The organism is Streptomyces sp. CC228A (genome assembly GCF_021390935.1).
Classification (GTDB): Bacteria; Actinomycetota; Actinomycetes; order Streptomycetales; family Streptomycetaceae; genus Streptomyces.
Genome location: NZ_JAJPUI010000006.1, coordinates 247,479 through 272,179, shown reverse-complemented (window position 1 = coordinate 272,179; position 24,701 = coordinate 247,479). Strand labels below are relative to the sequence as shown.

26 protein-coding genes, 1 tRNA gene and 1 pseudogene are annotated in these 24,701 nt (G+C 72.6%); 9 read left to right on the top strand and 19 right to left on the bottom strand.

The genetic code is table 11. The features are described 5' to 3' along the window. Window positions 1–98: 98 nt before the first annotated feature. A complete protein-coding gene (locus L6E17_RS19080; RefSeq protein WP_236241954.1) occupies window positions 99–890 on the top strand; it encodes an IS5 family transposase in 792 nt (263 codons plus the stop codon). Here L6E17_RS19080 and L6E17_RS19075 read toward each other — a convergent pair. Both L6E17_RS19075 and L6E17_RS19070 read right to left on the bottom strand, forming a co-directional pair. Continuing rightward, entirely contained in the window at window positions 847–1,392 is a 546-nt protein-coding gene (locus L6E17_RS19075; protein ID WP_236241953.1) for a hypothetical protein, read from the bottom strand. The genes L6E17_RS19080 and L6E17_RS19075 overlap by 44 nt on opposite strands. A gap of 310 nt (window positions 1,393–1,702) precedes the next feature. After that, window positions 1,703–1,918 carry a hypothetical protein gene (locus L6E17_RS19070; protein WP_236241952.1) on the bottom strand — a complete coding sequence of 72 codons (216 nt, stop codon included), beginning with the start codon at window positions 1,916–1,918 and terminating at the stop codon, window positions 1,703–1,705. A gap of 956 nt (window positions 1,919–2,874) precedes the next feature. On the opposite strand from L6E17_RS19070, the gene L6E17_RS19065 reads away from it, so the two are divergent. Continuing rightward, window positions 2,875–3,267: a hypothetical protein gene (locus tag L6E17_RS19065; protein ID WP_236241951.1), complete on the top strand. Its 393-nt coding sequence runs from the start codon at window positions 2,875–2,877 to the stop codon at window positions 3,265–3,267. Window positions 3,268–3,326: 59 nt separating this feature from the next. On the opposite strand, the gene L6E17_RS19060 is transcribed toward L6E17_RS19065, so the two are convergent. Beyond that, window positions 3,327–4,907: an IS1182 family transposase gene (locus tag L6E17_RS19060; RefSeq protein ID WP_236239647.1), complete on the bottom strand. Its 1,581-nt coding sequence runs from the start codon at window positions 4,905–4,907 to the stop codon at window positions 3,327–3,329. 88 nt (window positions 4,908–4,995) lie between these two features. After that, the gene (locus tag L6E17_RS19055; RefSeq protein WP_236238908.1) at window positions 4,996–5,880 is read right to left on the bottom strand and encodes an IS982 family transposase; all 885 of its coding nucleotides are present in this window, start codon (window positions 5,878–5,880) and stop codon (window positions 4,996–4,998) included. A gap of 298 nt (window positions 5,881–6,178) precedes the next feature. On the opposite strand from L6E17_RS19055, the gene L6E17_RS19050 reads away from it, so the two are divergent. Further along, window positions 6,179–6,817, top strand: a complete 639-nt coding sequence (locus L6E17_RS19050; RefSeq protein ID WP_374109091.1) for a DUF2797 domain-containing protein — start codon at window positions 6,179–6,181, stop codon at window positions 6,815–6,817. Window positions 6,818–7,165: 348 nt separating this feature from the next. On the opposite strand, the gene L6E17_RS19045 is transcribed toward L6E17_RS19050, so the two are convergent. After that, window positions 7,166–8,107 (bottom strand): MerR family transcriptional regulator, encoded by a 942-nt coding sequence (locus tag L6E17_RS19045; RefSeq protein ID WP_236241950.1) that lies wholly within the window; start codon window positions 8,105–8,107, stop codon window positions 7,166–7,168. A gap of 72 nt (window positions 8,108–8,179) precedes the next feature. Between L6E17_RS19045 and L6E17_RS19040 the strand changes: the two are divergent. The 4 genes and pseudogenes from L6E17_RS19040 to L6E17_RS31535 all read left to right on the top strand — a co-directional run. After that, window positions 8,180–8,581 (top strand): annotated as a pseudogene (locus L6E17_RS19040) (alpha/beta hydrolase); the annotation flags it as partial. 247 nt (window positions 8,582–8,828) lie between these two features. Beyond that, window positions 8,829–10,139: an alpha/beta hydrolase family protein gene (locus tag L6E17_RS19035; protein ID WP_374109090.1), complete on the top strand. Its 1,311-nt coding sequence runs from the start codon at window positions 8,829–8,831 to the stop codon at window positions 10,137–10,139. Between the two features lie 35 nt (window positions 10,140–10,174). Next, window positions 10,175–11,092 (top strand): response regulator transcription factor, encoded by a 918-nt coding sequence (locus L6E17_RS19025; RefSeq protein WP_268985350.1) that lies wholly within the window; start codon window positions 10,175–10,177, stop codon window positions 11,090–11,092. 102 nt (window positions 11,093–11,194) lie between these two features. After that, window positions 11,195–11,518: a hypothetical protein gene (locus L6E17_RS31535; RefSeq protein ID WP_374109089.1), complete on the top strand. Its 324-nt coding sequence runs from the start codon at window positions 11,195–11,197 to the stop codon at window positions 11,516–11,518. Here the strand turns inward: L6E17_RS31535 and L6E17_RS19015 are convergent. The 3 genes from L6E17_RS19015 to L6E17_RS19005 form a co-directional block, all read right to left on the bottom strand. Beyond that, complete coding sequence (locus L6E17_RS19015) at window positions 11,508–11,768, bottom strand: hypothetical protein (RefSeq protein WP_236241949.1); 261 nt, start codon at window positions 11,766–11,768, stop codon at window positions 11,508–11,510. The genes L6E17_RS31535 and L6E17_RS19015 overlap by 11 nt on opposite strands. 552 nt (window positions 11,769–12,320) lie before the next feature. Further along, complete coding sequence (locus L6E17_RS19010) at window positions 12,321–13,898, bottom strand: MDR family MFS transporter (RefSeq protein WP_236241948.1); 1,578 nt, start codon at window positions 13,896–13,898, stop codon at window positions 12,321–12,323. 211 nt (window positions 13,899–14,109) lie between these two features. Beyond that, window positions 14,110–14,559, bottom strand: a complete 450-nt coding sequence (locus L6E17_RS19005) for a MarR family winged helix-turn-helix transcriptional regulator (RefSeq protein WP_236241947.1) — start codon at window positions 14,557–14,559, stop codon at window positions 14,110–14,112. 253 nt (window positions 14,560–14,812) lie between these two features. On the opposite strand from L6E17_RS19005, the gene L6E17_RS19000 reads away from it, so the two are divergent. Then, a complete protein-coding gene (locus L6E17_RS19000) occupies window positions 14,813–15,025 on the top strand; it encodes a hypothetical protein (RefSeq protein WP_236241946.1) in 213 nt (70 codons plus the stop codon). Between the two features lie 124 nt (window positions 15,026–15,149). Here the strand turns inward: L6E17_RS19000 and L6E17_RS18995 are convergent, their stop codons facing one another. The 8 genes from L6E17_RS18995 to L6E17_RS18960 form a co-directional block, all read right to left on the bottom strand. Then, the gene (locus L6E17_RS18995) at window positions 15,150–16,106 is read right to left on the bottom strand and encodes an RNA polymerase sigma factor SigF (protein WP_236241945.1); all 957 of its coding nucleotides are present in this window, start codon (window positions 16,104–16,106) and stop codon (window positions 15,150–15,152) included. Between the two features lie 233 nt (window positions 16,107–16,339). Then, a complete protein-coding gene (locus L6E17_RS18990; RefSeq protein ID WP_236241944.1) occupies window positions 16,340–17,191 on the bottom strand; it encodes an RNA polymerase sigma factor SigF in 852 nt (283 codons plus the stop codon). 460 nt (window positions 17,192–17,651) lie between these two features. Next, window positions 17,652–17,945: a Dabb family protein gene (locus tag L6E17_RS18985; protein ID WP_236241943.1), complete on the bottom strand. Its 294-nt coding sequence runs from the start codon at window positions 17,943–17,945 to the stop codon at window positions 17,652–17,654. A 53-nt stretch (window positions 17,946–17,998) separates the two neighbouring features. Further along, a complete protein-coding gene (locus L6E17_RS18980) occupies window positions 17,999–18,163 on the bottom strand; it encodes a hypothetical protein (RefSeq protein ID WP_236241942.1) in 165 nt (54 codons plus the stop codon). 419 nt (window positions 18,164–18,582) lie between these two features. Next, window positions 18,583–18,667: transfer RNA gene (locus tag L6E17_RS18975), tRNA-Ser, on the bottom strand. Between the two features lie 276 nt (window positions 18,668–18,943). Then, window positions 18,944–19,372, bottom strand: a complete 429-nt coding sequence (gene tadA / locus L6E17_RS18970; RefSeq protein WP_236241941.1) for a tRNA adenosine(34) deaminase TadA — start codon at window positions 19,370–19,372, stop codon at window positions 18,944–18,946. Window positions 19,373–19,476: 104 nt separating this feature from the next. After that, window positions 19,477–19,995 carry a hypothetical protein gene (locus L6E17_RS18965; RefSeq protein ID WP_236241940.1) on the bottom strand — a complete coding sequence of 173 codons (519 nt, stop codon included), beginning with the start codon at window positions 19,993–19,995 and terminating at the stop codon, window positions 19,477–19,479. Window positions 19,996–20,252: 257 nt separating this feature from the next. Next, window positions 20,253–20,492 carry a hypothetical protein gene (locus tag L6E17_RS18960; RefSeq protein ID WP_236241939.1) on the bottom strand — a complete coding sequence of 80 codons (240 nt, stop codon included), beginning with the start codon at window positions 20,490–20,492 and terminating at the stop codon, window positions 20,253–20,255. Window positions 20,493–20,582: 90 nt separating this feature from the next. Here L6E17_RS18960 and upp point away from each other — a divergent pair, with 90 nt between their 5' ends. Next, window positions 20,583–21,218, top strand: coding sequence for a uracil phosphoribosyltransferase (upp, locus tag L6E17_RS18955; protein WP_236241938.1), 636 nt, complete (start codon window positions 20,583–20,585; stop codon window positions 21,216–21,218). Between the two features lie 535 nt (window positions 21,219–21,753). On the opposite strand, the gene L6E17_RS18950 is transcribed toward upp, so the two are convergent. From L6E17_RS18950 to L6E17_RS18940, 3 genes are all read right to left on the bottom strand, one after another. Continuing rightward, entirely contained in the window at window positions 21,754–22,386 is a 633-nt protein-coding gene (locus tag L6E17_RS18950) for a LytR C-terminal domain-containing protein (protein ID WP_236241937.1), read from the bottom strand. 256 nt (window positions 22,387–22,642) lie between these two features. Continuing rightward, on the bottom strand, window positions 22,643–22,939 hold the full coding sequence (locus L6E17_RS18945; protein ID WP_071268372.1) for a type II toxin-antitoxin system VapB family antitoxin: 297 nt from the start codon (window positions 22,937–22,939) through the stop codon (window positions 22,643–22,645). A 203-nt stretch (window positions 22,940–23,142) separates the two neighbouring features. Further along, window positions 23,143–24,675 (bottom strand): M28 family metallopeptidase, encoded by a 1,533-nt coding sequence (locus L6E17_RS18940; protein WP_236242127.1) that lies wholly within the window; start codon window positions 24,673–24,675, stop codon window positions 23,143–23,145. Window positions 24,676–24,701 lie beyond the last annotated feature (26 nt).

Here is a 24,701-nt window from a genome sequence, read left to right as displayed (position 1 = left end):
TGGAGTTCAACTCGGCTGCTCCGTCGTGTGATTGCGTCGCTCACCGGTTCGGGAATGCCGCCGATCACCCGGAACGTGTTCGGAGGTATCCCTCGGACATGACGGACGCGGAGTGGGCCGTGGTCCGGCCACTCCTGCCGGTGCCGGGCTGGCTGCGGGGCCGGGGCGGGCAGCCGGAGGCGTACTGCCACCGGGCGATACTGGACGCGATCCGCTATCTCGTGGACAACGGCGTCAAGTGGCGTGCTATGCCAGCCGACTTCCCGCCGTGGGACCGGGTCTACGCCTTCTTCCGCCGCTGGCGCGACCACGTACTGGTCAGGGAGTTCCACGACCGGCTGCGCGACCGGGTCCGCCGGAAGGCGGGCCGGGATGTGGAGCCGACGGCCGGTGTGATCGACTCGCAGTCCGTCAAGGCAGACGCCGTCGTCGGTGCCGACAGCCGTGGCTTCGACGGCGGCAAACTGGTCAACGGCCGCAAGCGGCACGTCGTGGTCGACACCCTCGGCCTACTGCTGGGCGTCATGGTCACAAGCGCGGACATCGGAGACCGTGCCGCCGCGAAGGTTCTGCTCGCCCAGGTCGCCGACGCCCGCCACCGGCTGGAACTCGTCTGGGCCGACGGCGGCTACACCGGCAGCCTCGTCGGGCACTGCCTGGCCGCGTTCGCACTGGTTCTGGCGATCGTCAGACGCAGCGATGACGTCAAGGGGTTCGTGGTGCTGCCCAAGCGGTGGATCGTCGAGCGGCTCTTCGCGCACCTGATGCGAAGCCGCCGCCTGGTGCGCGACTTCGAACGCCGCACCACCAGCGCCGAGGCGATGGTCTACTGGTCGATGACCATGATCATGACCCGCCGTCTGGCCCGGCCACACTCCGTGCGAGGGTGAACCGGCCCGGCGCGGACTCGGCCAGCCAGCCGCGCGCGACCAGCCGCTTCGCCTTCGACCGCAGCGCCTCCACCTTGGCCGGCACCGCGTCCAGGCCGAACAAGACAGCCATCTCCTGGCAGGTCACAGGCCCTTGGTGGAGGCGATGCCGGTCCGCGAGGGCCTGCAGGATGCGCTGGTAGTCCATCGACAGAACGGACACCTCCAGCCCCTCACGCCACACCGGCACCTGCGACTTCGGCTTCGCCGCCATCGACACCGATGATGCCTCCCCTGCCTGCCCCTGGGCCGGCACTGCCCGTTCGGTCCGGGCGTAGTCCTCGGTCTCGTCCACCGGACCCAGCACCTCGCCGACCCGCGAGCGGGCGATGACCCACTCCTTCCATTCCCGCTCGGCCACGACCAGCTCGGCCTGGACGCGGTCGGCCTCCTCCCGCAACTCGTCCACGCGACGGCGAGCACCCAGCTCACGCTGTTCGAGCAACCCCACGACCGACGGCATCCACGGCCTCCCCAGGAACGATGACACGACAGGCCACCCCTCCCACGGGAGCACCGAACCTATGCCTGACCAGCGAAAACACCGCCCTCAGGTTCGGTACGACAACAGCTACTAACATGAGCGATCGGAGTTGGTGGCCACAGGCACTCCTCATGGTGCGGTGCCCGATCCTACGGATCAGAAGGTTGCAGGTTCGAATCCTGCCGAGTGCACAGCAAGCCAGAGGCCCCGGAGAGATCCGGGGCCTCTGGCTTTTGCCGTGGTGGCAGTGTTTGACGGCAACCGCTTCGAAGGGCCGCTGCCGGACCGATCAGACGGCTATGAGGGCGCCGGCTGCTCCGTCGTCATAGTCCGGCCAGTCGCCGTCACCCCTCAGCGCCTCCCCGACGCGGTCGAAGGCGGAGCGCTGGGAGTCCAGCCGCAAGGCGTGAGGAGCGGGCAGCCGGACCTGCGAAGCACCCCGCCAGCTGACCCACGCGAGCATGGCCAGCCGGAGCGGGACGCATGCCGAGTCCGCACCGGACACCGCGGATCGACGTTCAACCCGTCGTGATCCGGTTGGCCGGCCTCTTGCCCACCGTCAGGCGAGGCTGGCAGCAGCGCTCAGGATGCAACGTGGCCGAGACCGTGACGGACTGGGGAAGCGTGGCCGGAGCCGGTGGGTGGTTGCTGGAGACACACGTGGTGGGTGGTCTGTCGGCGCACCCGCCGTCGTGGCTGACTTTCTGTGGAGGTCGCCAACGGCACGGGGCAGCTGCCGGACACCTCAAGGAGTTCTACGAGCAGTTGGAGCCCTTTCGCCGGGAACCGGCCGCAGTGGCGTTCGAGCCGTGTACATCGAACACGGCGAGCCGCCGGTGTTGTGAGGCACGGTTCCAAGATCTGGCCCCTGCGTGGACCACGCACCGGCCCGCGACCACTCGGCTGCTGGAGGTCCGCCTGCGCAGGGTCTTGTCAGTCGTGGCCGCTACAGTCGCCGCCATGGGGGGACAGACGCGTGTGAGGCAGTGCAAGGAGTGCAGGCGTGCGCTCGACGGGCGGAGGTGGCGGCGGCCGAAGCGGTTCTGCCGCAGGTGGCATCAAATGAAGTACTGGGTGAAGGAGCTCGTGGAGTTGGTGGCGAGTTAGTCGGCCGTGGTCCCGCGCTGCGGGGTCGTGTCCGGGGGAGGTGTACGGGGGGCGCGCCGGCCGACGGCATGGTGGGCGGTGTGTGTCGTGTGCCTGCGGGGCTCGTGGGGGTTTCTGGCCGGCCGGTTGTGCGGTGGTGTCCCGTGCGAGCCGCGGTCAGGTCCGTGGGGGTTCCCCGGCGGTCGCGGGTGGTGCAGGACCGGCTCCGTGCGGTCGGTTGCGGGCCGACACCGCGACGGGCCGGGCCGTGGCGGGTGCCGGGGTGGCGGGTGTACGGGCGGGACGCCGCCGGAAGCGGCGGGTGGTGTCGCGGGCGGCGGGGGCGGAGCGCGCGGTGTGTGGCACAGTGGCCGCGTGTTCGTGTCGCCTGAGAACCGGCGCTTCCTGCCGGGTACGCCACCTGTCCTGCTGCTGGGCGGCGCCGCCCTCCACGACCTGCTGCCCGTTCCGGATGTGACGGGCGGGCGGATGCCGGTGTGCGAGGGCTGGTCCGTCGCGGCCATGGTGACGCTCTGCGTCGTCGACGGGCCCGGGGACGCCGGGTGTGTGACGCCCGCGGCCCTGTCCCCGGCGGAGCTCGACGCCGTCGGCGACTGGGCGCAGGCGGTCAGGGACGCGGGCGGTGCCCTCGTCGTGTCCCTGGAGGGGGTGGTCGGGGAAGCCGCCGGGGAGGAGCAGGAACGCGACTGGACGGGACTGCTCGGTGGCGGGCGGGCTCGCGGGGGGTTCATGCGTGCCCTCGGCTAGAAGGCCGATGAAGATCTTGTTGGGGGGCTGTCCGGCCGTAGGCCGGGCGGCCCTTTGGTCTATGTGGTGGTGGGGGTGAGGGTCCAGGTGGTGCCGGTGTGGGTGAGTCCGAGGTTGATGAGGCGGCGGAGGTTGAGGGCGGCTGCCCGGTTGTGGAGCCAGGTGTTGTTCTTGAGGACGCCTCGGTAGGGGACGCGGCGGTTGCCTTTGGCGACGAGCCAGGCGATGGCGCGTTCGACGGGTGGTCGCCAGCGGCGGTACTCGTCCTGCCATTCCTGGCTGGTGGCGGCCTGGTCCCGGGCGGTTTTGAGGAGGTCGTACTGGGGATGGACGCTGAAGACGCGTCCGGTCTTGGACCTGGTGCAGCGTTCGCGCAAAGGGCAATCGAGGCAGAGTTTTTTGAACTGGGCCTGGCGGTTGCCGCCCGAGAGGGGGCGGCCGAGGGCTTTGGTGTGGCCGGCCGGGCAGGTGACGTGGCCGGCCTGGGTGTCGACGTGGAAGTCGTCGGTCGTGAAGCCGCCGGGGATGGCCTGCCGCAGGGGCGGGGGCTTGATCACGAGGGTGTGGCCGTCGGCTTCGAGGGCTTCGCGGAGTTCGCCGGTTCCGTAGGCGGTGTCACCGAGGACGGTCAGGTCCTGGTCCTCGTCGGCGAGGAGGTCTTGGGCGACGGCGGCCTCGTGGTTGCCGGCTCCGCTGCCGGCGGTGAGAGCGACCTCGGTGAACAGTCCCGCCTCGGGCTCGAACGCGGCATGCGCACGGAAGCCCTCCTGGTGGCGGGTCCGGTTCTTGTGGATGTGCCGGGCCTCGGGATCAACCGTGGAAACCACGCGGTCGGGTGCGGTCCCCCGGGTGATGCGCCAGCGTCCGTCACGGCCGTCGGACTCCTGGGCCGGTTCGACGTCCTGGCCTGCGACCAGGGCCAGCAGGCCGGCCGCGTTCGCGGCCTTCTCGCCGAGTTCCTGTTCGGGCAGGTGGCCCAGCAGCCGCAGTGCGTCACCGACGAGGGCGTCCACCAGGTCCGCCCTGGCCTGCCGGTCGTTCCAGGCGATCCTCGGTTTGCCAGGGTCGCTGTAGTCGTGGGCGGTGCACTGCACGGCCGCGGCAGGTCCGGCGCCGGGGACCTCACGGATCACCGCCCGCACGGCGGAGATCAGCTGGGTGACGGTGTCCTGGGTGGCCACCGCGTCATCGAGGACGGTGGAGTCCAGTGCCCGCCGGTGCTTTCCCTTCAGCACGCCGGTGGCCTTCACGACCTCGCGCACCGCCTCGAAGACCCGGTTCGGGCAAGCCGAGCGGGCCAGACGACGGCGGAAGTAGGCCAGCAGCGAAGGATCGAACGCCATATCGTGCAAGCCGAGCCCGCACGCGGCCTTCCACCGCAGGTCACAGCGTAATTCCTGGACCGTCTCGAAGTCCGACATCCCATGCAGGGCCTGCAGCGTGATCGCCGCGGCCAGGACCTGCGGAGGCATCGACGGACGGCCGTTCGCCGACGGATACATGTCCTCGAACATCACCGCGGGAAACAGCTGCCCACGATGCTCGGCCAGGAACGCGAAGACACTCCCAGCCGGGATCAACTCCCGGCAGGTCTCCCACACATCCGGCCCGATCGTCTCCCCAACCCACTCCCCTTGCACCACAAGACGAGTCTGGCCCCGCCGCTGACGCGGCGAGGCCAGAACCCAACATTTTCAGCAGTCTTCTAGATGAATGAGTCCGATGTCTTCAGTGGTCGTAGGCGATCAGTGATCGCTTGACGGGGGCGTTGGTGGCCCAGTTGTGCCAGATGCCGGCGGCGAGGGCGAGGAGTCGTTGGCCGGTGCGGGCGAAGACTCCGGCCGGGGTTCTGCCGCCGTGCTGTTCGAGGCTGAGCTGGCCCTTGAGGGTGTCGATGACGGCTTCGATCCACTGCCGGACCCGGGCGATCTTTCCGTGCCGGGCCGGTTCGTCCTCGCGGTCCGGCCGCACCAGATGAACCCCGAGCCGCTCGGAGCAGAACGCTTCGAACTCCTTCCCGGCGAAGCCCTTGTCGGCGAGGATCACCTGTCCTTGGCGGACGAGGTGGTGGTCGCGTTCGAGTAGCGCGGCCATCACCTCCCGTTCGCCGATCTTGGGGTTGGCCAGGCACCAGGTGACGGGCATGCCTTCGGCGGTGGTGACCAGGTAGAGGCGGAAGCCCCAGAAGAAGCGGGAGTGGCTGCGGCAGTAGCCGTACCCGCAGTGTCCGGCCAGGTCGGAGCGTTTGACGGTCTCGCGGGAGGCCGCGCAGGGCAGCGGGGTGGAGTCGATCAGCCGCAGGTCGTCGTTCCAGGTCGGCACCTGCCGGGCCAGTGCCTCGATCACGCGGCTGATCAGGGGGCCTGCGGCGTTGAGGCGCTTGTTGTAGGCGGACTGCTGGGGCAGGTAGCGGAACAGGTGGCCGAGGCGGGCGTGGGCGAAGCGGATCCAGTGCCGGGCCGAGGGAAAACCGAGCAGGACCTGGGCGACCGCCAGGCACAGCAGTTCGGCGTCCGTCAGTTTCGGGGGTCGCCCGATCCGGCGACAAGGCGCCACATGGTCGTCGATGAACACGTACAGTGCCGCCAGAAGGGCGTCCAGGTTTGTCTTCACACACTGACCAACGGGCGCCCTTCGCCATGGTCGCGACCAGCACGAACATCGGACTCATTCATCTAGCGGTCGCGGGAGCGCCTGGCGGTGCCGGGGGGTGCGCTGGGTGTCCGGGCGGGCGGTGTGGGCCTGGGAAGGTGGGCGGCGCAGTGACCTGCCCTACGGGGGCGCCCTCGGCTTCGGCGTGGTCGGCGAGCGGCGGTGCCCCGGGGCACGGGGCAACCCCTGTCCGGTACGAGGAATTCTGGACCCGCGCGCCACGGGTGGCCTCTGCGCGGAGTGCGCGCGGCTCGACCGGATGGCGTCCGTCGCGGCCGACACGCTCAGCGACGACCCGCGGGTCTTCCGCGTGTACCTCGCGTGGTTCGGGCCCGGCCTGGTCAAGGTGGGGATCACCGCGGAGGAGCGGGGCGGCGCCCGGCTGCTGGAGCAGGGCGCCGTGGCCTGCACCTGGCTCGGCCGCGGGGCCCTCATGGCGGCGCGGCGGACCGAAGCCGTGCTGGGCGCGGCCCTCGGACTGCCGGACCGGATCCCGTACGCGGCCAAGCGCGCCGCCCGGGTGGACCTTCCCGGACCGGAGGTGCGGCGCGGCGCCGTCGAGGCGCTGTACCGGGACGCCCTCGGCGCGGGCGGCTGGGGCGAGACCCTGGAGCGTCTGCCGCTCGACGTGCAGGACCACGGGGAGGAGTTCGGGCTGCGGCGGCTGGGCCGCCTCGACGGGGTGGTGCGGTCCTTGGCCGCCGGGTGCGTGGTCCGCGGCACCCTCCTCGGGGTCGCCGGACCCGACCTGCATCTGCGGCTGTCGGAGGACGGGCGGCACGTGGTGCTCGACAGTCGGCTCGTCGCGGGGTGGGAGCTGGTACGGGCGGGCGCCGCGGACGGGCCGGAGCTGGTGGTGGGACCCGTCGGCACGGGAGAGCAGGACGGGCTGTTCTGAGGCGGTGGCGGGGGTGTCCGGTCGGCAGGCGGCGGCTCGGCGTGCTTCTCGGCACCAGCACACGACCGCCGCTGTACGTGGGCGCTTTCCGGCCGGTGCCGCATGACCGCCGCTGTACGTGGGCGCTTTCCGGCCGGTGCCGCACGATCACCGCTGTACGCCGATGCCTTCCGGCCGGTGCCGCACGGCCGCCGCTGTACGTGAGCGCCTTCCGGCCGGTGCCACACCACCACTGCCCCGCGCGCAGCCCCTCCGCCCCACGCCCACACCACCACCCACACGGACGTCCCGCCCCACGCCCACAGCCCCACCCCACGCGGGTGACGCGCTGGGCCGGTGGTGTGCCCTTCAGGGTGCTGCCGGTCCCGGGCCGATCGCCGTACGGAGGGCATCCGCCAGCCAGTCGTGCGCCGCGCCCGGGGTGACCGTGCCCGGAGGGGACAGCTCGGCCACGAGCCGCCAGTAGCCGTCGAGGCGCGGCTCGCCCGCCAACTGGCGGTGCAGAGCACGGCGGAACGCCGGCGTGTCACGGCGGCTCGCCGCGCCCGCGTACGCCGCCACGAAGCAGTCCAGGGCCTCCCCCGGCCCGGGCCTGCCGGCTTCCCGTACGGCGGTCGAGGCCAGGGCGAACGCCTCGGTCAGCCCTTCGTACAGCACGGCCGGGCGCTGCCCCGCCTGCCGGCGGTGTGCCGTCGGCTGGCTCTGCGGCTTCGCCGGGTTCAGCGCCGCCACCAGGGCGTGCAGCCGGGCATAGGCCAGCACCTGATCGGGTGTCGGGTCCGGCGGCGGCTCGGGGACGGCCCGGTCCAGTACCAGGCCGGCCACCCGGGACGGCAGCCCCGGCGGCAGCCAGCGCCGCCAGAACGACGCCAGCGCCGCCGTGTCGGGCGGGGTCCGCAGCGCACCGACGAGGGTGAGCCGCTCGGCGAGCTCCGCGGGCGGGCTCTCGTGCAGCAGCCGTAGCGCCGCCTCGCGCCAGCGCAGCGCGGCCAGGTCGCGGCCGAGGTCCCGCAGATGCGCCGCGAGCACGTCCCGTACCGCTTTGTCGTCGCGGTGATCGGTGCCCTCGATGTACCGGCCGACCTGCGGGACGGGCAGGTCGAGTCCGCGCAGCGCCCTGATCAGGCGCAGCCGCTCCAGCGCCTCGGGGCCGTACCGGCGGTGGCCGCCGGCGCTGCGTGACGCCTCGGGCAGCAGCCCCCGGTCCGAGTAGAAGCGGACCGTCTTGACGGTGGCGCCGGCCCGCTCCGCCAGCTCGCCGATGCTCCACGACCCGGCGGCTTCCGGCATGGCTTGGCCCTCCCTCAGGGGGAGTTCCTACCGTACCGGCCTGCCCGCAGATGCCTGAGTCAGGGAGGGTTCGTGATCGCATTCGTGCTGGTGCCGGAGCTGTTCACCGGCGGAGGGATCTGGCGGGACGTGGCCGCACGGCTGCGGGACGCGGGCGCCGAGGCGCATCCCGTGACGCTCACCGGGACACCGGACGCCGATCTGGAGACGCACGTACGGGACGTGCTGCGGGTGGTCGACGGGGTGGTGGACCGACGGGGGCCGTACGCCGAGCTGGTCCTCGTCGGGCACGGGTACGGCATCCACCCGGTGCTCGCCGCCGCCGACCGGCGCGCCGGACTGCGGCCCCGCGTGGTCCACCTGGACGCGGGGCTGCCGCGCGACGGGGACCTGCCGCTCGCCCTCGTACCGGACGAGCACCTCCGCCGGCGGCTGGGCGGCGCGGACGGCGGGCCGACCGCTGCCGGTGGGGAGGGGGCGGTGCCTTCGGCGAGTGAAGGCGACGGCCGTACGGCAGCGGCGGGGGCGGTGGCACGGGCGGTGCCGAGCGTCGTACGGGTGAGGCAAGGGGTGGTACGGGAGGTGCGGAGCGTCGTACGGCAGCGGCAGGCGGCGACGCGGGAGGTGCGGGCTGCCGTACGGGTGAGGGGGCGGGCTCGACGCGGGTGCGGGGTGGCCGGGCGGTACGGCGGCCGGCATCGGCGGGGGCCGCGGTGGCGGCGTGGTCGCGCCGCCGTCCGACGCCGACGGCTGGGCGCGCTACGGCAGCACCGCCGGTTTGCGCCCGGGAGACCTGGAACGGCTGGTACGGGAGGCGGTGCCGCAGCCCGCACGGTCGCTCACCCGGCCGCTGCGGCTCTCCGGCGCCGTGCACGCGCTGCCGAGCACCGGCGTGCTGTGCACCCACAACGGAGGGAGCATCGAGCTGCTCCAGCACCTGGTCCGGCTGGGCGGCCCGGACGTGCGGACGCTCACCGAGGCACGGGTGACGTTCTTCGAACTCGACACCGGCCACTGGCCGATGCTGTCCGAGCCGGCCGGGCTCGCCGGGGTGCTGCTGCGGGCCGCCGCCGGGGAGGGGCACCGCCTGGAGCCCGCAGGCGACGAGCCTCCGCCGCACCTGCGGCCCTTCCTCCTCGACGCGCCCGAGCCGCTCCTGCCGCAGGAGCGCACCGACCGCCTCGCCCTGCACCTGCCCACCGCCGATGGCCCGCGGCCCGCCGTCGTGTTCGTGCACGGCGGCCCCCTGCCGGCGGAGACGCAGCCGTCGCCGCTCGACTGGCCGGCGTTCCAGGGCTACGGCCAGTACGTGGCGCGCCTCGGGGCGGTCGCCGCCGTCGTCCACCACGGGCTGCACGGGCTCGACGCGTACGGGGCCGCCGCCGACGACGTGGCGGCGGCGGTCGAGCGCGTACGGGCCGATCCGCGGGTGGACGGGGACCGCGTCGCGCTGTGGTTCTTCTCCGGTGGCGGGCTGCTGGCCGCCGACTGGCTCACGGCGGCCGCGCCGCCGTGGCTGCGCTGCGTCGCCGCGACGTACCCGTTCCTCGCGCCGCTGCCGAACTGGGGCCTCTCGGATGCCCGGTTCCGGCCCGCCGACGCGGTGCGGGCGGCGCGGGGCGCGGCACCGCCGGTCGTTCTGACGCGGGTGGAGCGGGAGATGCCGGAGATCGCGGCCACGGTGGCGGAGTTCCTGGCGGCCGCGGGGGAGAGCGGCGCCCGGGTGGAGGTGGTCGACGTGCCGGGCGGGCACCACGGGTTCGAGACGGTCGACCACTCGGATGCCGCGCGTCGGGCCGTGCACCGCGCGGTCCGCAGCGTCCTGCGGCACCTCGAACGGCACGGGGACGCGGCCGGGGCGCCGGGCGGTAGGGCCTCTGCGGCTCGTGACGGCGGGGCCTGCGTGGCCTCTCGGGGCGCTGCCGACGGCGGTGGCGGAGGACGTGGCAATGGCGGTGGCAGTGGCAATGGCAGAGGCAGTGGCGTCGGCGCCGGCGCGGCCGATTCTCAGGAGATTCACAGGAACGGGTAAGCCCGCTCTCAGGGCGCGCGGCGAGGGTGGCGACCATGACCGCCACCTCGCTTTCCCCGCGTACCGGGACGCTCCGCGCCGACGGCAGGCCCGTCCGCGTCCTCGTCGTCGTCGACGAGGCGTCGCTCGCCGGGCTGCTGTCCCTCGCCCTCCGCTACGAGGGCTGGGAGGTGCGCAGCGCGGCCGACGGCGCCGGCGCGCTGCGTGCCGCGTGCGACTGCCGGCCCGACGCCGTCGTCCTCGACGCGGTGCTGCCCGACATGGACGGGCTGAGCGTGCTGCAGCGGCTGCGGCGCGAGCACGCCGACGTGCCCGTGCTGTTCCTCACCGCGAAGGACTCCGCGAGGGACTCCGCGAAGGGCTCCGCGAAGGGCTCCGCGAAGGACGCGGGCAAGGACCCGGTCGGGGACACGGGCAAGGGCTCGGTCGAGGACTCCGGCAAGGGCTCGGTCGAGGACTCCGGCAAGGACTCCGGCAAGGTCGCGGCGGCGGACTCCGTCGGGGGTTCCGCGAGGGACTCCGTCGAGGACCGCATCGCCGGGCTGACGGCCGGAGGAGACGACCACGTCACCAAGCCCTTCGGCCTGGAGGACGTCGTCGCCCGGCTGCGGGGGCTCATCCGGCGGTCGGGTGCCGCCTCCGCCCGCAGTGCGTCGGTGCTCGTGGTGGGGGACCTGACCCTCGACGAGGACAGCCACGAGGTGACCCGCGGCGGTGACGGCATCCATCTCACCGCCACCGAGTTCGAGCTGCTGCGGTTCCTCATGCGCAACCCGCGCCGCGTCCTCAGCAAGGCCCAGATCCTCGACCGCGTGTGGTCCTACGACTTCGTGGGCCACGCCAACGTGGTGGAGCTCTACATCTCCTACCTGCGGCGAAAGATCGACGCCGGGCGCTCCCCGATGATCCACACCCGGCGCGGCGCCGGGTACCTGCTCAAGCCGGGTGAGTGACCGCGGCCGCGGCCGACGGGTCCCCGGCGGGCCCGGCGGGAACCGCCGTACCCCGCGACCGCCGTGTACCCCGCCCATGCCGACGGCGGGACGGAGGCGACGATGAGCGTCCGGCTGGACGACGGCAGGGCCGCCGCGCGGCGCGGGCAGCGCTCGCCCGTCGGTGGTGCGCCGGGGCCGGACCGGGACCGCAGCACGGCGGCGACGGTGCGGCTGCCGGTCGCGGAGGGCCTGCCGAAGTTCTCCGTGCGGCGCCCGGCGGCCGACTTGGGGGCGACGGCCATGTCGCTGTACTGGTACGTCGGGCGCCCGGCGAACCCGTACCGGGCGCACCTCGACCCCGTACCGGGCACATGGCGAAGGGGCCGGTACGAGCGCGACGCTCGGACCGGCCCCTTCGCTTCGTTCGCGGGTGTCAGCCCTTGACGGGGTCGAGGCAGAGCACGAACTTCTCGGAGTTCCACTGCTGGGCGAGCGCCGACTCGCCGCTCTGGCCGCACCGTTCGACGTCGAAGGTGCCGTCGACGACCTTCACGACCTTGTACAGGTCGGGGCCGCTCTCGGAGCACTCCTTCTTCTCCACCTCGGGGCTGTTGTCGGGCCCGGTCACCTGGACGCAGTCACCGGCCTCGGCGTGGGTGGGGCCCGCCAGCACGTACGGGATGACCAGCTTCACGGCGATCGCGACGACGATGAGCGCGAGGACACCCAGGATCTTCTTGCCGATGCTCTTCTTCTTCGGCTGCTCGGGCGCGCCGTGCTGCCCCTCCGGGAACGGCTGGCCGGGAACCGGCTGGCCCGGGAAGGGCTGCCCCGGGAACGGCTGTCAGGGCTGGGCGGGCTGTCCGGGCTGACCAGGGGCGTTCTGCGGCGGCGTCGTCATGGGGCTTCCTTCGAGCGTCAGTGCGATGATGCGACTTGACGCGAACGCTACATGCCCCGGATAGGGCAAACCGGACGTCGGGTGACGACCCCTCGATGCGTTGCGGAGTCGTGACTCTGTCGGTCCGTCAGCACCGCCCACTCCGCCGGGAGCCGACGGGCAGGGGCGGCCAAAGGCGGTGAATCCGGGCCCAGTCGCCTGGTCCGGCGCGCTCGCAAAGGGATGGGGCCCCGGGGGCGGAGCGCGGGCGTCCCCTGCCCTGCGCCCGCCACCGGGGCCCTGTGCACCGGGCCGCCGCCCTCCGCTCAGGGGCGGCGGCCCGGAGTCCGGTGGGGTGCGGCGCCGCTATGAGGCGGCGCCCTTCAGGGGGACCTCCTTGATGAACAGCGTCACCAGGAGCGCCAGCAGGGCGAACGGCGCCGAGTAGAGGAAGATGTCGCCCACACCGTGGCCGTACGCCGCTTCCATGACCGTCCGCACGGGCACCGGCAGGGCGTCCAGGTCCGGGATGCCGCCGCCCGCCGCGCCGCCGTGCCCGAGCGACGGGGCCCGCGGGCCCAGCTCCGCGAGGCCGTCCTTCACGTAGTCCGTCACCTTCGAGCCCATCACCGCGCCCAGCGCGGAGACGCCCACGGCGCCGCCCAGTGAGCGGAAGAACGTCACGACGGAGGAGGCCGCGCCGAGGTCCCGCGGCGCCACCTGGTTCTGGGTGCACAGCACCAGGTTCTGCATCATCATGCCGAGCCCCAGGCCCAGGAGCGCCATGTAGACCGCCACGTGCCAGTAGGCCGTGTCGTACCGGATCGTGCCCAGCAGTCCGAGGCCCGCCGTCACCAGGGCGCCGCCCGCGACGAGCCACGCCTTCCAGCGGCCCGTCGCGGTGATGACCCGCCCGGACACGGTGGAGGACACGAACAGGCCCGCGATCATGGGGATGGTGAGGACGCCCGACATCGTGGGCGACTCGTTCCGCGCCAGCTGGAAGTACTGGCTGAAGAAGACCGTCCCCGCGAACATCGCCACACCCACGAACAGCGACGCCAGCGACGCCAGCGCGATCGTGCGGTTGCGGAAGAGGCGCAGCGGGATGACCGGGTCGGCGGCGCGGTTCTCCACCCGTACGAACAGCGCCGCCAGGGCCAGCGAGCCGCCCGTCATCACGTACGTCTGCCACGACAGCCACGCGTACTTGTCCCCGGCGAACGTCACCCAGACCAGCAGCAGGGACACCGCCGCACTGACCAGGGCCGCGCCCGTCCAGTCCACCTTGACCTCCCGCCGCACGACCGGCAGGCGCAGCGTCCGCTGGAGGACGACGAGGGCCAGCAGGGCGAACGGGACGCCGACGTAGAAGCACCAGCGCCAGCCGAGCCAGTCCGTGTCGGTGATGACACCGCCGAGCAGCGGGCCGCCCACCGTCGCCACGGCGAACGTCGCGCCGAGGTAGCCGCTGTAGCGGCCCCGTTCCCGGGGCGCGATCATCGCGGCCATGACGATCTGGGCCAGCGCCGACAGCCCGCCCACGCCGACGCCCTGCACCACGCGGCAGGCGATCAGCATGCCCGGGCTCTGCGCGAGGCCCGCGACGAGGGAGCCCGCCACGTAGATGACCAGGGCGAGCTGGACGAGCAGCTTCTTCGAGAAGAGGTCGGCCAGCTTGCCCCACAGGGGGGTCGTGGCCGTCATCGCGAGGAGGGAGGCGGTCACCACCCACGTGTACGCGCTCTGGCCGCCGCCGAGGTCGGAGATGATCTGCGGCAGGGCGTTGGAGACGATCGTCGACGACAGGATGGCGACGAACATGCCGAGCAGCAGCCCGGACAGTGCCTCCATGATCTGTCGGTGCGTCATGGTGCCGCTGGGCGGGGCGGCGTCCTCGGCGTCGCCGCGCCGCACGGCGGCGGGTGTGGTCGATGTCGGCATGGTTCCTCTGCGTCTGCGTCTGCGTGTCGGTCGTCCGGCTGCGTGTGCGTGTGCGTGTGCGTGTGCGTGCGTGCGTGTCCGTGGGCGGGCGGGTGTCCGTCCGCGCCTGCGGGTGCCTCTGTGCCTGCACGTCCGTACCGGCCTTCTGCTCCCCGTCCGCGCGCGGGTGTGTCCCGTCGCGGTCGGCGGTGCCGCGCGGGTACGGCTACGGCTACGGCAGGTGGGCCGTGGCCCGGCAGTCCCCGAAGTCCGCGCGCAGGCGGGACAGCAGGGCGACCAGCGAGCCGAGTTCGTCGTCCGTCCAGTCCGCCAGGCGCTCGGCGAACAGGTCGGCGGCCCGTCTCCCCAGGCCGTCCAGCACGGCCCGGCCGGCCGCCGTCAGCCGCAGGATGCGGGAACGGCGGTCGTGCGGGTCGGCGGAGCGCTCCACCCAGCCCCGCTCCACGACGTGGGCCACGTGGCGGCTGGTCACCGACATGTCGATGCCGAGCAGCTCGGCCAGGCGGCTCAGCCGCATCTCGCCGTACCGGTCCAGCAGGGCGAGCACGGCGGCCGCGCCACCAGGGCACTCGGTCGGCAGGACGCGGGTGAGGCCCCGCTTCACGGCACCTACGGCGCTGAGCTGGCGGGCCAGTTCCTCGTACTGGCTTCGGGCAGCCACGCACCCCTCCTATTGGTTGCTTAGGGCAACGATAGAAGAGGATGGTTGCTACAGGCAAGCTAAAGGAGGGTGTGCGGGACAAAGGCTTGGCAAAGCCCGGCGGCGGACGGGCTCGGGAGGCCACCGGACGGCGGCCTCCAGGGGCGGGGGAGCGGTGGCCTCCCGGGGGCGGGGGGCGGTGGCCTCCCGGGGGCGGGGAGCGGTGGCCTCCCGGGGTGGGGGAGCAGCTTCCGATTCGCTAGGGTCCTGCTCCATGGCACACAACCCGCAGGGCCCTCAGGGCAACGGCTCGCACGACCCCGCCGGCTCCACCCAGATGTTCCGCGCCTTCGTGGACGAGGGCGCCCCGCAGCGCCGGCAGGAGACGTCCGCCACCTATTCCTCCGGCCCCCGCGTCGGGGTCATCGTCGGCGTCGTCGCGGCCATCGCGGTCATCGCCGCCGTGGCCTGGCTCGCCCTGGCCTGACCCGCCGCCCGCGCCTGGTGCGGCGGGCGCGGGCGAAAGGAAAGCCGGTCCGTCGGGTGACGGACCGGCTGCGTTCGTGCCGCGGCCCCGGCGGTCGGGGGCGCGGTGATGGGCCGACGGGGCGTCAGTCGGAGATCAGGCCCTCCCGCAGCTGCGCGAGCGTGCGCGTCAGCAGCCGCGACACGTGCATCTGCGAGATGCCCACCTCCTCGCCGATCTGCGACTGCGTCATGTTGGCGAAGAAGCGCAGCATGATGATCTGCCGCTCGCGCGGGGGCAGTTTGGCCAGCAGCGGCTTCAGCGACTCCCGGTACTCCACGCCTTCGAGCGCCGTGTCCTCGTACCCCAGCCGGTCGGCGAGGGAGCCCTCGCCGCCGTCGTCCTCGGGGGACGGCGAGTCGAGCGACGACGCGGTGTAGGCGTTGCCGACCGCGAGCCCGTCGACCACGTCCTCCTCCGACACGCCCAGCGCGGTGGCGAGTTCGGGCACGGTCGGGGAGCGGTCGAGCTTCTGTGCGAGCTCGTCGCTGGCCTTGGTGAGCGCCAGCCGCAGCTCCTGCAGGCGGCGCGGCACCCGCACCGACCACGAGGTGTCGCGGAAGAAGCGTTTGATCTCACCGACGACCGTCGGCATCGCGAACGTCGGGAACTCGACGCCCCGTTCGCAGTCGAAGCGGTCGATCGCCTTGATCAGGCCGATGGTGCCGACCTGGACGATGTCCTCCATCGGCTCGTTGCGGGAGCGGAAGCGGGCGGCCGCGTAGCGCACCAGGGGGAGGTTGAGCTCGATCAGGGTGTCGCGTACGTAGGTGCGCTCCGGGCTGTCCGTGCCGGCTCCGGCGGCGTCGAGCGCGCGGAGGCGGAGGAACAGGGAGCGGGACAGTGTGCGCGTGTCGAGGGCCCCCGCCGGAGGGCTCACCTCCGCTGCGGCGGCCGGTGCCGCGGTGGTCGGCTCCGCCTGGCCCGCCGGCCCCGCCTGGGCGGGGATCACCGGAGCGGGATCCGCCGGGGCGGTCAGCGTGGCGGTCGGTGCGCACTTGGTGAGCGTGAGCACCTTCGAGCTGCCCTGTTCTACGGACATGCCACCCCCTTGAGGTCGCGGACGGTCGCGGAGCCGCGACCATCGGAGGAACGCAGCCTCCACCTGAATACCGGAGCCGAGACTGCGGCAAACGCAGTTCCAGCAGAATGTCACATGTCGGCAACACGCTGTAGTGACTTGTCGACATGTAGAGGGGTGGTCTGTGCTGGAAACAAGGGGTGTGCGGCTTTTGGAACGGCTGATTGTGGGCCAAACGGGTCTACCCGATCCGGCTACGCTTCGATCCTGTTTGCGGATCGCAGTCGGGCGAAGCTCCGTGCCAGCAGCCTTGACACGTGCATCTGGGAGACCCCGAGTTCCTGGCTGATCTGGGACTGCGTCAGGTTGTTGTAGTAGCGGAGCATCAGGATCCGCTGCTCGCGCTCGGGGAGCTGGACCAGCAGGTGCCGGACGAGGTCGCGGTGCTCGACCCCGGCGAGCGCGGGGTCCTCGTAGCCGAGCCGGTCCAGCAGGCCCGGCATCCCGTCGCCCTCCTGCGCGGCCTCCAGGGAGGTGGCGTGGTAGGACCGGCCGGCCTCGATGCAGGACAGGACCTCCTCCTCGGAGATCCTCAGCCGCTCGGCGATCTCGGCGGTCGTCGGCGACCTGCCGTGCAGTGTCGTCAGGTCCTCCGTGGCGCCGTTGACCTGCACCCACAGCTCGTGGAGGCGGCGCGGTACGTGCACGGTGCGGACGTTGTCCCGGAAGTAGCGCTTGATCTCGCCCACGACGGTCGGCATCGCGAAGGTGGGGAACTGCACGCCGCGGTCGGGGTCGAAGCGGTCGATGGCGTTGATCAGGCCGATGGTGCCGACTTGGATGACGTCCTCCATCGGCTCGTTGCGGGAGCGGAAGCGGGCGGCCGCGTACCGCACGAGGGGCAGGTTCGCCTCGATCAGGGCGGTGCGGACCCGGCTGTGCTCCGGCGTTCCGCGCTCCAGCTTCTTCAGCTCTCCGAAGAGGACCTGGGTGAGGGCTCTGGTGTCCGCCGCCCGGCGCGGGCGGGGGTGGGGGTGGCCGGGAGGCCTGTTGTCGTCGGACTCGTTCTGGGGTGGTACCTGCTGAGGCGTGGTACTGGCCGGCACGTTCACGCCACCCCTTCACGGTCAGGCGGTCAGGTTCGGTCAACTCGTCCCTCAAAAGCGGTCATAGCATCACAAGACATGTCCACTGTGTGCAAGCACCGCATAACCCCGTGTTGAGGTGCGGAACGGACATGACGGAGGGGCTCCACACCCTGCGGTGCGGAGCCCCTCCGTCGTCGCCGCGCGGCGCAGCGGCCCGGCCTGCGGCCTGCTCCGTGGCCCGGTCTGCGGTCTGCGGCCTGCGTCCCGGCACGGCCGGCAGCGCGGCCTGCGCTCCGGCTTGCGGTCTGCTGTCCGGCGCGGCCGGTGGTCCGGTCTGCCGTCTGCTCTCCGACCCGGCCTGCGGTCTGCCCCGCCCCGACCTGCGGTCTGAGCGGTCTGCTTCGAGGCGCGGCCGGCGGTCTGCTCTCCGGTCCGGTCTGCGGTCCGGTCTGCGGTCCGGGCCGCGGCGCGGGTGCGCTCAGAACTCGTAGTCGGCGATCACCCACGTGGCGAACTCGCGCCACTGCGCGGCGGCCGCCTGGTGCGCCGGGTGCTCGACGTACCGTCGCAGGGCCTCCTGGTCCTCGACGGCCGAGTTGATGGCGAAGTCGTACGCGATGGGGCGGTCCGAGATGTTCCACTCGCACTCCCAGACCTTCAGCTCCGGGATGACGCCGCCCAGTTCCCGGAAGGCCCTTACGCCGGCCTCGACGCGCGGCTCCTCGCGCTGCACACCCTCGTTGAGCTTGAAGAGGACCAGATGGCGGATCACGGCGAACTCCTAGCGGGTGTCCTGGACGACCGGGCTGCTCGGTTCCGCCTGCCCTAGTTGATGAGCGCGGTCATGAACTGACCGACGGCTTGAGCAGCACTCGAAATGCCCTCGAAGCCTATCTGCACCAGATCGGCGGAGCGCTCGGGGGACGTGACGATGGTGTAGAGCACGAAGACCGTGAGGGCATACAGCGTGATCTTCTTCGCCTGTGCCATCGGCCTGTCTCCCCGTTTCTCACCTGTGCTTCCTCGGCGGTCGGGTGAGTCTAACCGAGCGCTTCCGGGACCAAGGCCCCGCTGATCCGGGCCCTTTGCCGCCCTCTGGAGACGCCGGGAGGCCGCAGGATGGTTCCGGGTCCGGGACCTGGCAGGAATCCCGGATCCCGGGACCGGTCCCCACTGCGGGGCCCGCACCGCCGGGCTCTCCCCCGATGCGCGGCGCGGGCACGAGGACCGGTTCACACCGGGGGAGCGGCGGGTGTCCCCCCGTCTTCGCCGTTCCCCCGTCCGGCACGCAGGAGCCCCGGGCCCTCACCCCGGGGCTTCTGCCGCGCGCGGCATCCTGCCGGGGCGTTCACCGGTCCGGTACGAGCGAAGGGCCCCGGCGCTTTCGCACCGGGGCCCTTCGTCGAGAGCGGTAGCGGAGGGATTTGAACCCTCGGTGACTTGCGCCACACTCGCTTTCGAGGCGAGCTCCTTCGGCCGCTCGGACACGCTACCGAGAGAGAGCTTAGCCCAAAGGGGCCCCGACGCTGAAATCCGTATGCCCCTCGGCTTGGAGGCCGTGTCAGGGGCCGCGGCGACGGCCCCGTCCCGCGCCTGTCCGGCATCTGCCGGATGCCGGACGCGCCGGTACGGCCCCTGGGGAGGTGGGCGGCGCCGGCGGCGCGGGTGCGGTCGTGAGCCGAGGGCAGAGCGTGGGAGGGCCCGTGCCGAAGCAGCGGAAGGCACCCGGGCGCGGGCCGCGGCAGGGCAGCGGGTGCGGGCCGCGGCGGGTCAGCGGGCGCGGAAGAAGCGGGTCAGCAGTGCCGAGCACTCGTCCGCCAGGACGCCCTGCACCACCTCCGGCCGGTGGTTGAGCCGCCGGTCGCGCACGAGGTCCCACAGCGAGCCCACCGCACCCGCCTTCTCGTCCATGGCCCCGAAGACGACCCGGTCCACCCGCGACTGGACGAGTGCGCCCGCGCACATCACGCACGGCTCCAGGGTCACCACCAGCGTGCAGCCGGTGAGCCGCCACGCGCCGAGCCGCCGCGCCGCCCGGCGCAGCGCCAGCACCTCGGCGTGCGCCGTCGGGTCGCCGTCGGCCTCCCGCTCGTTGTGACCGGTCGCGAGGACCTCGCCGTCCGGGCCCAGCACCACCGCCCCGACCGGCACGTCCCCGCTCCGCGCGGCCCGTTCCGCCTCCGCCAGGGCATGCCGCATGGGCCCCCGCCACGGATCCCGTACGGGGTCGGGGGCGGGGGCCTGCGCGGCGTCCTCCGCGGGGGCCGCGCGGGTCGGTTCCCGGTCCGGTAGGGCAGCGTGCACTAGCGGACGGCCTCCAGTACCTCCGCGGCGCCCAGGGCCTCGGCGATCTCGGACAGCACGTCGGTGTCGAGGGCCAGCAACTCCTTCTCCGCCAGGCCCAGGTCGTCCAGGATCCGCCGGTCGCCCAGCGGCGCGGCGGGCACCGCCCCGGTCTCCGTGTCCTCCTCGGTCTCGTCGTCCGGTTCGCCGTCCTCGGTCCCGTCGAGGTCCAGCGCGTCCAGGTCGGGGGCGTCGGCCGGGTCGTCCCCGAGCAGTTCCCTGGTGAGGATCTCCCCGTACGAGGAGCGCGCGGCGGCGGCGGCGTCCGACACGTAGATGCGAGGGTCGTCCTCGCCCTCCACGCGGACGATGCCGAACCACGCGTCCTCCTGCTCGATGAAGACGAGCACCGTGTCGGCGTCCGGCGAGGCGTCGCGGGCCAGGTCGGTCAGATCCGCCAGGGTCTCCACATCGTCGAGCTCTGTGTCGCTCGCTACCCACCCGTCTTCGGTGAGCGTGAGCAGTGCGGCGAAGTACACCGTGACTCTCCCACTGATCAGAGGTGTGACGATCGAAGGGCGGCACGCTCCTGAATGGCCCGCCCACTCGGCATCGTGGCAGATGCGGGGCCTGAAGGAGGAGTGTTCCGCTCTTGCGTCGTGCACCAGTCTGAGGCCGGGCCCCCGGTCGGCGTCACCTGCCCCCCGTCCCGGACGCGGCGTGGCGCGGTGCGCCTCGCCGGCCCGTCACTGCAGGTCACAGCGGTCGGAGAATGATCACGCCGAGTGAGCGGGTGTCACCACCGGAAGGTCCGCATCCGCAGCGCGTGGCGCATCCGTGCCGCTCGGGCGCGGCGCGGCTGGACGCGGTCGCGCAGGGCCTTCGCCTCGTGCAGCTCGCGCAGGAACTGCGCGCGGCGCCGCCTGCGCTCCGCGTCGTCGGCCGCCTGGCGTTCGGCCGCTTGCCGTTCGGCCGTCCGCCGGTCGGTCGCCTGCCGTTCGGCCGTCCGCCGGTCGGGCTCGTCCTGGTCGGGCATCGCCACACCACCACCCCACGGCTGGGTTCTTCCGAGTCCACCTTCCCGCGGCTGCGTGGGTTGATGCCAGTGCGGGCTACTGTTGTGGGCATGCGGATCCACGTCGTCGACCACCCGCTGGTGGCGCACAAACTCACCACGCTGCGCGACAAGCGCACCGACTCCCCCACCTTCCGGCGGCTCGCCGACGAGCTGGTCACCCTGCTCGCGTACGAGGCCACGCGGGACGTGCGCACCGAGCGGGTCGGCATCGAGACGCCGGTGACGGCCACCGAGGGCGTGAAGCTGTCCCACCCGCGTCCGCTGGTGGTGCCGATCCTGCGCGCCGGGCTCGGCATGCTCGACGGCATGGTCCGGCTGCTGCCGACCGCCGAGGTGGGCTTCCTCGGCATGATCCGCAACGAGGAGACCCTGGAGGCGTCGACGTACGCGACGCGGATGCCGGAGGACCTCTCGGGGCGGCAGGTGTACGTCCTCGACCCGATGCTGGCCACGGGCGGCACGCTGGTCGCGGCCATCCAGGAGCTGATCAAGCGGGGCGCCGACGACGTCACGGCGGTCGTGCTGCTGGCCGCGCCGGAGGGCGTGCAGGTGATGGAGCGGGAGCTGGCGGGGACGCCGGTGACCGTGGTCACCGCGGCGGTGGACGAGCGGCTCAACGAGAACGGCTACATCGTGCCCGGCCTCGGTGACGCGGGTGACCGCATGTACGGAGCCGCGGAGTAGGTGGCGGCGCCGCCGTCGGGGCGCCGAGGCTCGGCGGCGGGTCGGCGGCAGCCTGGAGGCAGGCCGGAGACGGGCCGGGAGACGGGCTGGGGGCAGGCCGTAAGCGGCCCGGGCCGGATGTCAGGCGCCCGCGGCCAGGTCTGAAGGAGGCGGCGGGGTTCTGCTGCCCCGGCAGTCGCGGGGCGGACCGGGGCCTCGGCCGGAGCTTTCGTCCCGGACGGACCGGGGGCTGCGCGGCCGTCGGTGCGGGTCCGGGGAAGATCGTTCCGTTCGCGTGCGGGGCGGGCGCAGGTACGGCGTGGGAGCCGGTTCAGCGCCGGTCGAGCGCCGACAGCGCCGGGCGGTGCGGTCCGCCTGAAGGGGCCGGGGAGCGCGGTCCGCGGGAAGCGGCCGGGGGGTGCGGTCCGCGTGAGGGCGTCGGGGCGGTCAGGTCACCGGGCCGGGGCGCGGCCGGGGTTGGTACCCGGAGCACCTCACGCACAGCGGGCCGGTACCCGGAGCGCTTCACGTACAGCGGGCTGGTAGCCGGAGCGCTTCACGTACAGGTGGACGTCTTCGGCTTCGGGTGCAGCAGGGCCGTCATCGCGGCGGTGGCGTCCGACGGGGTGGCGAGGGCGGTGAAGCCGGAGCCGATGATGAGGTCGACGTCCGCGGTCTCCCGCGTGTCGGTCTTCGTCTCGGCGCCCTTCACCTGGGTGCCGAGCACGGGGAACGCGCCTTTGGCGGCCGCCTGAGCGCCGAGCAGTATGCCGGGACCCGCGATCTTCTTGTCGTACGCGGCCGGGGCGTTGCCGATCTTGCCGATGGTGAAGCCGCGCTTCTTCAGCTCGTCGGCGGTGGTCTTCGCCAGTCCGGAGCGGGGCGTGGCGTTGTAGACGTTGACGGTGATGTCGGCGGGGCGGGGCAGGGCGACTGCCGCGACGGGCGACGGGCTGGCGGCCCGACAGGTGGACCCGGCGGCGGGGCGGCGCGCGGTGTCGGTCGTGCCGCCGCCGCCGAAGACGTCGATGAGCTGGACCGTTCCCCAGCCGGCGAGGCCCAGCGCGGCCGCTGCGGCGATGCTCGCCGAAGCGATACGGCCACGGCGGCGAGGGCGTCGCATACGGGGGTACGTGGTGCCCGTCACGCGGTACTTACCGCCCATACCGGGGGGAGTGAGCATGCTCATGGGCGCAGCGTAATGCGGCCCGATGACTATGCCTACTAAACGATCAGCAGCTCAGGGCCGGACGGGTGGGAAAACGGCCCGGAAGGTGCAGCGGGCGGAATCGGCGGTCCCGGAGGGCCCTGCGGAGGAGCGTCGTCCGGGAGCGGAGGAGCGTCGTCCGGGAGGCGCGGCGGCGCCGCGGAGCGCCGCTGCCGGCGGAGCGCCACTGCCGGCAGGTGCGGCCGGGCGGTGCGGCCGGGCGCGCGCCGGGCGTCGGCTAGTCGAGTTCGAGCACCCGGGCGTGCAGCACCTGGCGCTGCTGCAGGGCCGCGCGGACGGCGCGGTGCAGCCCGTCCTCCAGGTAGAGGTCGCCCTGCCACTTCACGACGTGTGCGAAGAGGTCGCCGTAGAAGGTGGAGTCCTCGGCGAGGAGGGTCTCCAGGTCCAGCTGGCCCTTGGTGGTGACGAGCTGATCGAGGCGGACCGGACGCGGCGCGACATCCGCCCACTGCCGGGTGCTGTCCCGGCCGTGGTCGGGATACGGCCGCCCGTTACCGATGCGCTTGAAGATCACACGGAAAGCCTACCGGGCAAGCCCCTCCCAGCGCAGCCGCGCGACACCGGCAGCCTGTCCGGCGCCGCGCGGCAATTCGACCCATAGTGGCAGTTTCCGGTACGTGCCGCCGAACGGGTTCCGGTACGGATCCCTGTCGGCGGCACACCCTCCCCGAAGGTTCTGCCGGTCTCCGAGCCCCTTACTCGGTGACGACGCGGTCCTTACTCGGTGGCCTCGTCGTGGTCGTGGTCGTCGTGCAGGCCGCCGCCGCTGCCCGCGTCACCGTCGGTCGGGACGAACTCCACCGGGGTGCGCAGCGAGCTCAGGTCGTGCGCGTAGGTGCCGACCGCGTTGGCGATGACGTCGATGTTCGCGTCGAAGGCCGTCATGCTGATGTTGTCGATGTCGTCGCACGCGGCGTGGTAGCACGGGTCGTACGCCTGGCCCGCGGTTCCGCCGAACCTCACGGCCTGCGCCTCGGTCTTGATGCCCTCCGCGCCGGTGAAGGTGCCGCCGGCCGGGATGCCCGCGGCGATGAACGGCCCGTAGTCGGAGCGGCCCGTGAAGTCCGTGCCCGCGTGCGGCAGGCCCTTCTCGTCCATGAACGCGATGATGTCCCGCTCCAGCTGGGCGGAGCCCTCCGGTCCCGCCGGGGCGCCGACCTGGTCGGAGTCGTTGCCGTCGTACACGAACAGGCCGTAGTTCGGCGAGGCGATCATGTCGAAGTTGAGGTAGAGCTTGATCTCCTTGAGGCCGAGGTCGTCGAGGTTCTCGACGTAGTGCTCGGACCCGAGGAGGCCGTTCTCCTCCGCACCCCACCAGGCGAACCGCACCTTGTTGGTGGTCTTGTGCTTCTGCTTGGCGAACTTCAGCGCCACGTCCAGCAGGCCGGCCGAGCCGGAGCCGTTGTCGTTGATGCCGGGGCCCGCGGTCACCGAGTCCAGGTGGGAGCCGAGCATCACCGTGTTGGCGGCGTTGCCCCGCTGGGTCTCGGCGATGACGTTGCGTGTGGTCCGCTGCTCCTGGAGCTGGCGGATGTCGAGGGTGACCTCGACCGGGCCGGCCGCCAGGTCGGCGGCGAGCTGCTCGCCGTCCGCCAGCGAGATGCCGCCCGTCGGGATCTTGCCCTCGCCGGGGGCGCCGAGGGTGCCGCTGAGGATGCCCTCGGTGTTGTTGTAGATGATCGCGCCGACGGCGCCCGCGGCGGCGGCGTTCGCCTGCTTGGCGGCGAAGGTGCAGCCGCCGCGCTTGATCAGGGCGACCTTGCCGCTGAAGGTGTCGGTCGCGAAGTCCGTCGGCTCGCAGCCGTTGGAGCCGTCCGCGTCCACCGGGGCGGCGGCGAGGGCGGCCGTGGTGCCGCCGACCGGCGAGGACGCGGTGTAGGTCATCGCCCGGATCTCGACGTCGCGGGGCGCAGGAGCCACCACGGAGAGCTTCTCCGCCTGCGTCTCGGTGTAGAAGAACTCGAACTCCTGGTACGACACGTCGTACCCGGCCTTCTTGAGCTGCTGGTAGACGTACGCCGCCGAGGCGTCGTAGCCCAGCGTGCCGGCGGCGCGGTTGCCTCCGGTGGTGTCGGCTATCTGCTGGAACTTTCGCAGGTGCTTGTGTGCGCTCTCGGCGGAAGCCGCCCTCACCAGGCGGTCGGCCAGCTTCGCGGCGTTCTTCGCCGGATCGTGCTTGCCGGCGGAAGCCGGGGAGGCGGAGGCCAGCAGAAGCGGGGTCGCGAGTGCGGCTGCGGCCAGGGCGGCCACGGCTCTGCGATGGGATGAGTTCACAG

Excerpts from the sequence above, each read along its gene's own strand:
- L6E17_RS19080 (WP_236241954.1), top strand. The coding sequence starts at position 99 with ATGACGGACGCGGAGTGGGCCGTGGTCCGGCCACTCCTGCCGGTGCCG.
- L6E17_RS19075 (WP_236241953.1), bottom strand. The coding sequence starts at position 1,392 with ATGCCGTCGGTCGTGGGGTTGCTCGAACAGCGTGAGCTGGGTGCTCGC.
- L6E17_RS19050 (WP_374109091.1), top strand. The coding sequence starts at position 6,179 with ATGGCGTCCGTCGCGGCCGACACGCTCAGCGACGACCCGCGGGTCTTC.
- L6E17_RS19045 (WP_236241950.1), bottom strand. The coding sequence starts at position 8,107 with ATGCCGGAAGCCGCCGGGTCGTGGAGCATCGGCGAGCTGGCGGAGCGG.
- L6E17_RS19025 (WP_268985350.1), top strand. The coding sequence starts at position 10,175 with ATGACCGCCACCTCGCTTTCCCCGCGTACCGGGACGCTCCGCGCCGAC.
- L6E17_RS31535 (WP_374109089.1), top strand. The coding sequence starts at position 11,195 with ATGAGCGTCCGGCTGGACGACGGCAGGGCCGCCGCGCGGCGCGGGCAG.
- L6E17_RS19010 (WP_236241948.1), bottom strand. The coding sequence starts at position 13,898 with ATGCCGACATCGACCACACCCGCCGCCGTGCGGCGCGGCGACGCCGAG.
- L6E17_RS19000 (WP_236241946.1), top strand. The coding sequence starts at position 14,813 with ATGGCACACAACCCGCAGGGCCCTCAGGGCAACGGCTCGCACGACCCC.
- L6E17_RS18995 (WP_236241945.1), bottom strand. The coding sequence starts at position 16,106 with ATGTCCGTAGAACAGGGCAGCTCGAAGGTGCTCACGCTCACCAAGTGC.
- L6E17_RS18980 (WP_236241942.1), bottom strand. The coding sequence starts at position 18,163 with ATGGCACAGGCGAAGAAGATCACGCTGTATGCCCTCACGGTCTTCGTG.
- tadA (WP_236241941.1), bottom strand. The coding sequence starts at position 19,372 with ATGCGGCATGCCCTGGCGGAGGCGGAACGGGCCGCGCGGAGCGGGGAC.
- L6E17_RS18960 (WP_236241939.1), bottom strand. The coding sequence starts at position 20,492 with ATGCCCGACCAGGACGAGCCCGACCGGCGGACGGCCGAACGGCAGGCG.
- upp (WP_236241938.1), top strand. The coding sequence starts at position 20,583 with ATGCGGATCCACGTCGTCGACCACCCGCTGGTGGCGCACAAACTCACC.
- L6E17_RS18950 (WP_236241937.1), bottom strand. The coding sequence starts at position 22,386 with ATGAGCATGCTCACTCCCCCCGGTATGGGCGGTAAGTACCGCGTGACG.